The organism is Thermostichus sp. MS-CIW-15 (genome assembly GCF_054060575.1).
The window spans coordinates 1-9,454 of the sequence record NZ_JBSSDI010000056.1 but is presented as its reverse complement, the minus strand read 5'-3'; the positions used below and the strand labels follow the sequence as shown (position 1 = coordinate 9,454).

Annotated in this window: 7 protein-coding genes; 5 read left to right on the top strand and 2 right to left on the bottom strand. The window is 61.7% G+C overall.

Translation table 11 applies throughout. The features are described 5' to 3' along the window. Window positions 1–213: 213 nt before the first annotated feature. Window positions 214–840, bottom strand: coding sequence for a nitroreductase family protein (locus tag ACVW0R_RS13155; RefSeq protein ID WP_457502176.1), 627 nt, complete (start codon window positions 838–840; stop codon window positions 214–216). Window positions 841–1,147: 307 nt separating this feature from the next. On the opposite strand from ACVW0R_RS13155, the gene dapA reads away from it, so the two are divergent. Continuing rightward, the gene (gene dapA / locus ACVW0R_RS13150; protein ID WP_011429525.1) at window positions 1,148–2,068 is read left to right on the top strand and encodes a 4-hydroxy-tetrahydrodipicolinate synthase; all 921 of its coding nucleotides are present in this window, start codon (window positions 1,148–1,150) and stop codon (window positions 2,066–2,068) included. Window positions 2,069–2,321: 253 nt separating this feature from the next. Beyond that, complete coding sequence (locus tag ACVW0R_RS13145) at window positions 2,322–4,172, top strand: ribonuclease J (protein WP_099835632.1); 1,851 nt, start codon at window positions 2,322–2,324, stop codon at window positions 4,170–4,172. Between the two features lie 17 nt (window positions 4,173–4,189). On the opposite strand, the gene ACVW0R_RS13140 is transcribed toward ACVW0R_RS13145, so the two are convergent. Then, complete coding sequence (locus tag ACVW0R_RS13140) at window positions 4,190–5,107, bottom strand: SGNH/GDSL hydrolase family protein (protein WP_240527273.1); 918 nt, start codon at window positions 5,105–5,107, stop codon at window positions 4,190–4,192. A 262-nt stretch (window positions 5,108–5,369) separates the two neighbouring features. On the opposite strand from ACVW0R_RS13140, the gene ACVW0R_RS13135 reads away from it, so the two are divergent. From ACVW0R_RS13135 to purD, 3 genes are all read left to right on the top strand, one after another. Beyond that, window positions 5,370–6,659 (top strand): HD domain-containing protein, encoded by a 1,290-nt coding sequence (locus tag ACVW0R_RS13135; RefSeq protein ID WP_011429522.1) that lies wholly within the window; start codon window positions 5,370–5,372, stop codon window positions 6,657–6,659. A 66-nt stretch (window positions 6,660–6,725) separates the two neighbouring features. Further along, entirely contained in the window at window positions 6,726–7,931 is a 1,206-nt protein-coding gene (locus tag ACVW0R_RS13130; protein ID WP_457502175.1) for a glycosyltransferase, read from the top strand. Between the two features lie 80 nt (window positions 7,932–8,011). Continuing rightward, on the top strand, window positions 8,012–9,307 hold the full coding sequence (gene purD / locus ACVW0R_RS13125) for a phosphoribosylamine--glycine ligase (protein ID WP_099812403.1): 1,296 nt from the start codon (window positions 8,012–8,014) through the stop codon (window positions 9,305–9,307). The last annotated feature ends 147 nt before the right edge of the window (window positions 9,308–9,454 follow it).

Below are 9,454 nucleotides of genomic sequence, written 5' to 3'. Positions count from 1 at the left end.
GGTACTGGTAAGCGGTTCTCATGATGAATGCATTGTACCTGTTGAACGCTCCCGCCTCTCATCCTGACTCTGGCCGGCCCGCCCCCCTACATCCCTCCGCCCCCCTATATCCCCCCGTATACGGGGGGGCTGGGGGACTGGGGGGCTGGGATATAGGGGGGTACAGAGCGGGGCTTCCAGGACTACGTCCCGCTAGCGCGAACGGCGGATTAGCTAAAACTCCCGCCCTCGCCCAAAGGCCAGAACTTCATCCACCCCCAAGCGAGGCTTGCGCGGCAAGTTGCCGGGCGCAGGGTAGCCCACCGCCAGCAGCATCACCGGCACGTAGCGATCGGCAATCCCAAACTCTCGCTTGACCCCTTCAGGGTCAAAGCCGATCATCGGCCCGCTCACCAAACCCTTTGCCTGCGCCGCGATCATCAGTGCCATGGCCGCCAGCGCCCCGGAGCGAATCGCCTCGTCCCGCGCCAAGGTGGGGTTGTTGGCGTAGGTGGCTTGGGCCATGCTTACCCAACTTTCCGCCCGCTCAGGAGGGAGGATCCCGGCGGCAACGGCCCTTTGGGCGATCTCAGGCAGCTTCTCATAGCCCTTCAGATCCCCCAAGATGATAAACACCACCGCCGCATCCGCCACCTTCTGCTGGTTGTAGGCCAGGGCCTTGAGGCGATCTTTATCTGCAGGATCGGCGACGGCAACAAACCGCCAATGCTGGATGTTGAAGGAAGAGGGGGCTTCCGTAGCATAGGCAACCAGCTCTTGGATCTCCATCTCCGATAAAGAGCGGCTGGGATCGAACTTGTCGGCGGAGATGCGCGCTTTTAGGGCGGCTAGGGCGTCCATCGCAATCCTCGAAGCTCAAAGGTCGAAAGCAAGAAGGCTGCTGACCCCACGACTGGAGGCAGAGTTGGTGAGCAGCCGTACATTCTGGGTTCAAACGGTCTGCCCTCTCTAGGTTATCTCCTTTTTAGCCGGTCTGAAGCAACCGGTGAGCCGGGCCTTGGCAAGCAGCCCCCTCGGCCAAACGGGATCCCTGGCCCAAAGGCAGCTATGATAAGGGGATAATCAAGGCTCTAGCCCGCAGCATTGGATTTTGCGGGGTCACAGACCGGCGATGGCGAGCGGTGTGGTTGATGGGGAGAGGCAACCTGTGAATTTCGGTCGCGTGCTGACGGCAATGGTGACTCCCTTTACACCTGAGGGGGAGCTTAACTACGAAGAAGCTGCTCGTTTGGCCGATTACTTGGTAACCCATGGCAGCGATGGTCTCGTGGTCTGTGGCACCACCGGCGAGTCTCCCACCCTAACCTGGCAAGAGGAGTACGAACTGTTCCGCGTGGTGCGAGATGCGGTGGCCGGTCGGGCTAAAGTTATCGCCGGGACGGGATCCAACTCCACCCGCGAAGCCATTGAAGCCACCAAAAAAGCTGCCCAATTGGGCTTGGATGGCTCTTTACAGGTGGTGCCGTACTACAACAAACCCACCCAAGCTGGCCTCTATCAGCACTTTAAGGCGATCGCCCAAGCCAGCGACCTGCCCATCATGCTCTACAACATTCCTGGTCGGACGGGGGTGAGCCTGCAGCCGGAAACTGTGGCGAAATTGGCGGAGTTGGAAACGATTGTCGCCATCAAGGAAGCTAGTGGTATAATGGACGCAGTCTCGGAAATTCGGCGGCTCACTCCCTCACATTTCGGCATCTACTCAGGAGATGACTCTCTGACATTGCCGATCCTATCTTTGGGAGGCAGCGGTGTGGTCAGTGTAGCTAGCCACTTAGTTGGGCCGCAACTGCAGGAATTGATTCAAAGCTACAGCAGGGGACAACACGACCAAGCCTTGACTTATCATTTGCGTCTGTTTCCGCTGTTTAAGGCTTTGTTTATTGAGACCAACCCTGTTCCGATCAAAGCAGCGCTAGAGATGCAGGGTTGGCTAGTGGGGCAGGTGCGCCCTCCGCTGGTGCCTCTCCAGGGCGGTTCTTTACAGGTTTTACGGCAAGTGCTGCAAGAAATGGGCCTCCTGGCTGAAGCGCAGGGATCCGAACGAAGGACGGCGAAGGCTTCATGATTCGATTATTTTCTTAGGTTTTACCTTTACCATGACGAGAGTTTTTTAAGGGTTAGGGGGTCTTCTGTGGCGTTTGAGCTGTGATTAAGACAGTTTTCCTTCTAATTTTTGCTTTTTCCCAACTGGGAAAGAGGTAAATTGCAACAGCGGAATCCGCCTTTTACCTATGACCTTGCGGGTAAGTTTGCTGGGATTTGTCTATACCAGTTTTCGTCTGTTGTTTGACTGTCACTGTTGAGGATCTAAAGCTAGTATGCCAACACCACGTACTTCGATCGCTTCCCGTCCTGCGGCTTCGGCAGCTAAGCCCACTTCCTCTCTGCAGATGATCCCGCTAGGAGGCGAGCGGGAGATCGGCAAAAACACCTGGGCCTTCCGCTACGAGGATGACATCATCCTGCTGGATGCCGGTTTGGCTTTTCCCGATGAGAGCATGCACGGCATCAACATCGTGCTGCCGGACATGACCTACATCAAGCAAAACCGGGACAAGGTGCGGGGGATGGTAGTTACCCACGGCCACGAAGATCACATTGGCGGGATCCCGTATCACCTACGAGAATTCGACATTCCGGTTATCTATGGCCCGCGTTTGGCGCTGGCGCTGCTGGAGGACAAGCTGCGCGAGGTGGGGCTGTTGAACCGCACAGAATTGCGCCCGGTCGGGCCGCGAGATATCGTGCCCCTGAGCAAGAACTTTTTTGCCGAATTCATCCGCAATACCCACTCTTTTCCCGACAGCTTCACGGTGGCTCTGCACACGCCGGTGGGTGTTGTCATCCAGACGGGCGACTTCAAGATCGACCACACACCGGTGGATGGGGAGCGCTTCGACCTGCAGCGGCTGGCCGAGCACGGGGAAAAGGGGGTGCTGTGTCTGATTAGCGACTCCACCAACGCCGAGGTGCCCGGGTTTACTCCTTCCGAAGCCTCGGTAGTGCCAGGCCTTACCAAGGCGATTGCGGGAGCCAAGGGACGGGTGATCATCACTACCTTCGCTTCTTCGGTACATCGCCTCAACTTGGTGTTGCAGATTGCTGAGCAGCAGGGCCGGGTGGTGTCTTTGCTGGGGCGCTCGATGTTGAACGTGGTGGCTCACGCGCGGCGCCTGGGCTACATCCGCTGCAAGGACGAGACGCTGCAGCCGATGCATGTCATCAACAGCCTGCCGGACGACAAAGTGATCATCCTCACCACGGGATCCCAAGGCGAGCCGCTGGCTGCTCTGACCCGCATTGCCAACGGCGAGCATCCGCAGTTGCAGATCAAGCCAGGAGACACGGTGATTTGGTCGGCCAACCCCATTCCCGGCAACACGCTCGCAGTAACGCGGGTCATCGACAAGCTGATGGAGCTGGGAGCCGATGTCATCTACGGCAAGGACAAGGGGCTACACGTCTCCGGCCACGGCTGTCAGGAAGACCAAAAGCTGATGATCGCCCTCACGCGCCCCAAGTTCTTTGTTCCTACCCACGGGGAGTACCGCATGCTCGTCAAGCACGCCGAAACGGCGATGAGCATGGGGATCCCGCGGGAAAACATCGTGATCATCGGCAACGGCGATGTGGTGGAGGTGAACCAGGAGCGCATTGCCATTGTAGACAAAGTGCCTTCTGGCCTGCAGATGATCGCCGCTTCCCACGATGGGGTGGTGATGGACGAGATGCTGCAAGAGCGCCAGCAGATGGCCAAAGATGGCATGCTGACGGTGGTGATCAGCTTGGATGGCAGGGGCCAGTTGCTCTGCACGCCGCAGGTGCAAAGCTTGGGCCTAGCAGGCGAGGGCACCTCTCTCAAGGGATCCGACCTGAAACCCCTGCTGGAGGACACCCTCAAGCAAGCTTGGCCGCGCTTTGCCCGCTCGCTGGAGCGGGGCAGGCTGGATATTGACTGGGCCGGCCTCAAGGCAGAAGTGGAGCGGGTGGTGCGCCGCTTTGTGCGGGAACAGTTGCCCGGCAAGCCGACGGTGCTGGTTTTTGTGCAATCGCCTGAGGAGGAGTCTGTACCTGTAACTGCTCTGCCCACAGGGGAGACGAAGACAGAACAGGAACGGATAGCCCTGGGGCGGCGGCGGCGCTCCTCGGCGGCGGTGGCGGCTTCGTAAGACCGGGTGGCTGGCGCTCAGGTCTCCTCCTTCTTCCCTGGGCCGGGGGGGTTGAGCTCTGCTGCCGGAAAGCTGCTGGAAGAGAGCTCTGCCTTGCCAAGGGCGGCCAACGCTTCGGGAGAAAGGGATCCCACGTCGCTAAAGGGCGGGCAGCGGTTTTGGGGCGGAACGGGCTGCTGCAGGGCTCTCAGGAAGGCCTCGGCCAGGTCGGCGTAGCCCCGGTCGTTGGGGTGGAAGCCGTCGGCCAGCGGGCCGGGAAAGAAGGATTCGCGGCGGTAGGAGCGGGGATCGCAGAGCAAGTCCACCACCGGGATCCCTTGCTGGCTCAAGGGGTTGATGGCCCGTTGGCTGAGGCCGACGGAGACCAGAGCCAGCAGTCGGCGCAGGCTGCTGGGCTGCTGCTGGCCCAAGGGGATCAGGGCAAAGTTGGGCAGGTTGGCCACTGCCAGGCGGGCTTGGGGGGCGCGGGCGTGCACCGCCTGCAGCAGGGTTTGGTAGTCGGCGGCAAATTGTTGGATCTGGCGCTCGACAAAGGGCAAGGGATCCTCCCCCTGCAGGGCCCGTTGGGCGGCGGCAAAAACAATGGCGTTGGTGTCGTTGCCGCCCACCCAGATGGTGATTAGGTCAGCATTGGGAGGGATGCGCGGCACTTGATCCTGGAGCAGGTTGGCCGGGATCCCTTCCCGCAGGGCTTGCATGGCCGGGCTGAGCACCGCTCCCGAGCGGCCCAAGTTGATGAGCTCCACCGGGCCGGGCAGCAGGCGGGCCAGGCGAGGGACATACCCCGTTCCATTGGGGCAGTCCAGGGGTTCTGAGCGCTGCGGACGGGTGCCGGCCGCGTTGGCCGGGCCATCGCAGGAGATGGAGGCGTTGAAGCCGACGGCATCGCTGGCTCCCAGGGCAACGTAGCGGGTGAGGGCGGGTGGGCCGGGCACAGCAGGCAGAGGGGATTTCGAAGCGGCAGAACAGGCGGCTAGCCCTGATCCGAGCAGCAAAATTAGGATTGAGAGGAGGAGCAGCCCAGCCGTCTGAGGGTCTGGAGGTCGGTTTTTTCGGTATCTGGACGCTTGCATCTGTCGGCAAAGAAAGCAGGTGCAAGGGGGTAGCTTTGGAAAGACTGGGCAGGGGTCGGGCGGGGCGGGAAGCCCCCCAGACAGGCTAACCAAAGATCGGCCAATCGGCGAGTATGGTGGGAGTATGGCGCTGCGCTTTTGCAAGTCCCGCACCTACCACGATCCCCTGCACGGCGCCATCAGCCTGGATGGCGGGGATCCGGTTGAGGCGCTGCTGATTCGCCTCATCGACACACCGGCCTTCCAACGCCTGCGCCGCATCCGCCAGTTGGACACCGCTTTTTTGACCTTCCACGGGGCCGAGGGATCCCGCTTTACCCACTCGGTGGGGGTGCTGCAGGTTACGCGGCGGCTGCTCGACAAGTTGGCCCGCCGCTACCCGGAGCTGCGCCCCTACCGCGCCGTTACCCTGGTTGCCGCCCTGCTGCACGACATTGGGCACCCTCCTTTTAGCCATGCAGGGGAGGAGATTTTTGGCTGCCGCCATGAGGTCTGGACGGCCCGCATTGTACGCGAGGATCCCCAGGTGGCGACTCTTCTGGCGGAGTTCGACCCGCAACTGCCCGCTCAACTGGAGCAGGTGTGGCAGAAACGCTTCCCCCTGCCGCTGGTGGGGCAGCTCATTGCCAGCCAACTGGACTGCGACCGTTTTGATTACCTCATGCGCGACAGCCTGCTCACCGGCGCCCAATACGGCCACCTGGATCTGGATCGCATCCTCACGGTGTTGGACTACGACCCGGAGACGGGATCCCTCTCCATTCCCGCCCGCAAAGGCCTGGGAGCCATCGAACATTACCTGGTGGTGCGCTACTTCATGTACACCCAGGTCTACCAGCACCCCAAGAGCCTCTGCGCCCGCTTCATTTTGGATCGCCTCTTCAAGCGGGCCCAGATCCTTTTGCAAAAGGGGGAGATCGAGTTGGATCCCATCCTGAGCGCCTGGTGCTGGGCCGCGCTGGCGGCGCAAAAGGGGGATCCCTTCGAGCTGCCTTTGCCCCTCTACCTGGCCGCTGACGATGTGATGTTCAGCTACCCTTTCCGCTTTTGGGCTATGGTGGGGAAGGATCCCATCTTGGCGGATCTGGCGCGGCGCTACCTGGAGCGGGATCTGTTCAAAGCCCGCAACCTCACCCGCTTGCCAGCCGAGCGACGCCAAGAGCTGGTGGCAACTCTAAGCCAGAAGATGCAGCGAGATGGCTTGGATCCAGAAAGCTATCTGGGAATCCGCTCCGCCCACGTCCAGGGCTACAGCTTTTACGACCAAGGGATCCAGCTCAAAACCGAAGACGGCTACGCAGAAATTGCCCAGCTCTCGCCGCTGGTGCGGGCTTTGGTGGAAACGCAAAGCCAGGTTTGGCTGATCTTTCCCCGCCCCTACAGCGATATCGTAGAAGGGGCGCTGTCTGCTTAGAGGATTGGGAGATCCTAGGGCCAGGGCATGGGCAAAGCCGTTCGTATCTAAGCGAGGGAAGCAAGCGTGGGGATCCCGGAGATCCTGGCGGGGGTGTTGGCGCCGACGGCCCTGGCCATTGCGTTGGTGGCGCTGCGGCTGTGGCGGGCGCTGCGGGCCTCCCCCTGGCTGAGGGATCCCTCGCCGGAGCAAGCGGCAGCAGTGGCAGCGGCCATGGAGCGGCTGGCGGTGATCGTGCCCGCCTACAACGAAGCGGAGAACGTGGTGGGCTGCCTGAGCAGCATCCTGGACAGCACCGCCGCCCCCTTGCAAGTGTGGCTGGTGGACGACAACTCCACCGATGCCACCTGGGAGCTGGCCCAGGGACTGGCCGCCAAGCGACAGGATCCGCGGCTGCACCTGCTCAAAGGGGATCCCCGCCCCCAAGGCCAGACCTGGGTGGGCAAAAACTGGGCCTGTGCCCAAGCCGTTGCCGCCCTAGCCGCCCAGCCTGATCCCCCCGACTACCTGCTCTTTCTCGACTGCGACGTGCGGCTGGAAAGTGGAGCCATCGAAGCCGCCTTAGGACATTTGCTGGCAAGCGGCAGCGGCCTGGTAAGCGTGGGGCCGCAGTTGGTGTGCGGCTGCCTGGCCGAGTGGCTGGTGCAGCCCATCATGATGGTCATCTTGGCGGCAGGCTACGACTTTGCCGCCGTGAATGATCCCAAGCGTCCCAAGGCCTTTGCCTTCGGGCCGTTCATGCTGTTTCGCCGCTCCGCCTACGAGCAAGTGGGCGGACACGCCGGCGTGGCCGAGGTGGTCATCGAGGATGTGGCGCTGGGACAGCGCATCAAAGCGGCCGGCCTCGGCCTGCAGATCTGCCTGGGGGGGCCGCGGGTGCGCAGCCGCATGTACGCCAATGGGGCCGCCCTCTGGGAAGGGTGGACGAAAAACTGGTTCCTGGGCCTGGAGCGCAACTGGGCCTTGGCGGTGTTGGCAATGGGTACGGTCTTGGGGATCTGCAGCTTGCCCTGGTTGGGGGTGATCCTGGCTGGGGCTACGGGATCCCTGGAGGTGCTGTTGGCCAGCTTGGCAGGGATCCTGGCCCAATTGGCCATCCGGCTCTTGCTCCGGCATTGGGCGCATCTGCCCCTGCGCTACTGGTGGCTAACGGCAGTGGGGGGTTGGGCGACAGCGGCCATCATCTTGGCTTCGGCCATCCGCACCACCACCGGCCGCAACTGGACCTGGCGGGGCCGTTCTCTCGCCGTCCACAGTGTGCCAACACCCTAGAAACGGGGCAAGAACATGGTCTAATGGGGGATGTTCGGGAGACAGGCAAGCTGGGTTTAGAAACGGTGGAATAACACACTATGCAGGCTCTGGTCATCGGATCGGGGGGACGAGAACACGCCCTGGCCTGGAAGCTGTTGCAGTCTCCCCAGGTTACTCGGGTCTACTGTGCCCCCGGCAACGGCGGCATGCAGCAGATGCCCCGCTGTCAATCCGTGGCTTTGGCGGCTACCGACATTGAAGGCCTGGTGCGGTTTGCTACCGTACAAGGGATCCGCCTGACGGTGGTAGGGCCAGAGCTGCCCTTGGTGCAGGGGATCGTGGACGCCTTCCAGGCAGCAGGGTTGCCCATTTTCGGGCCTAGCCGCGCCGCTGCCCAACTGGAAGGAAGCAAACTCTGGGCTAAGCAATTGATGCAAGAGGCGGGGATCCCGACTGCTCGCGCTACCGGCTTTGCTGAGCTATCTGCCGCTGTGGCCTATCTCGACTCCCAGAGTTTCCCAGTGGTCATCAAAAAAGACGGACTGGCTGCCGGCAAGGGGGTAACCGTTGCCCAAAACCGGGAAGAAGCCGTGCAAGCCCTGGAAGCAGCCCTGGCCAAGCCGGGCGATCAGGTGCTGATCGAGGAGTTTATCCCCGGCCAGGAGGTGTCGGTTTTGGCTCTAACCGATGGCCAGATCTGTGTGCCGCTGCCACCTGCCCAGGACTACAAGCGCCTTGGCGAGGGCGATACTGGCCCCAACACCGGCGGCATGGGAGCTCATGCCCCTGCGGATCACCTGGTCACTCCAGAAGGGTTGGCCCGCATCCAAACCCAGATCCTGGATCCCACCCTGGAGGCTTTGCAACGGCGGGGCATCCGCTACCAGGGGGTGATCTATGCCGGTTTGATGATCACACCCAGTGGGGATCCCTACGTGTTGGAGTACAACTGCCGCTTTGGGGATCCCGAAGCTCAGGTCATCCTGCCCTTGCTGGAAAACCCTTTGGACGAGGTGCTGCTGGCCTGTATAGAAGGACGGCTGGCCCAAATCCAGCTCAAATGGAAACCCGGCTATGCCGCCTGCGTGGTGATGGCAGCCCCAGGCTATCCCGATGCCTACGAGCGAGGGATCCCCATCTCCGGCTTGGATGCAGCTGCCACCACGGGGGCGTTGGTGTTTCATGCGGGTACCCGCCAGGCAGGCAAGCAGCTCCTGAGCGATGGCGGGCGCGTTCTCTGTCTTACCGGCCAAGGGGCAACCCTATCCGAGGCCCTGCGCCAAGCCTACGCAGCTGTGGAGCAAGTGCAGTTTCCCAAGGCCTACTATCGTTCTGACATCGGCAGCCACGCCCTGGGGCCTGCCGTCCGCCGAGGAGTGATCCCTACCCCATAAAGCCATCCCTTGCCCTCTCAGCTGCAGCCGGATGGAAGAAGCCCCAGAGGGGTCGCTGATACATTTACGCTGAACACTGCTGAACATCACTGTTCAACTATGCAGCGATAGCATTCTGCTTGTTTCCATTCGCGTTAGCGGGACGGA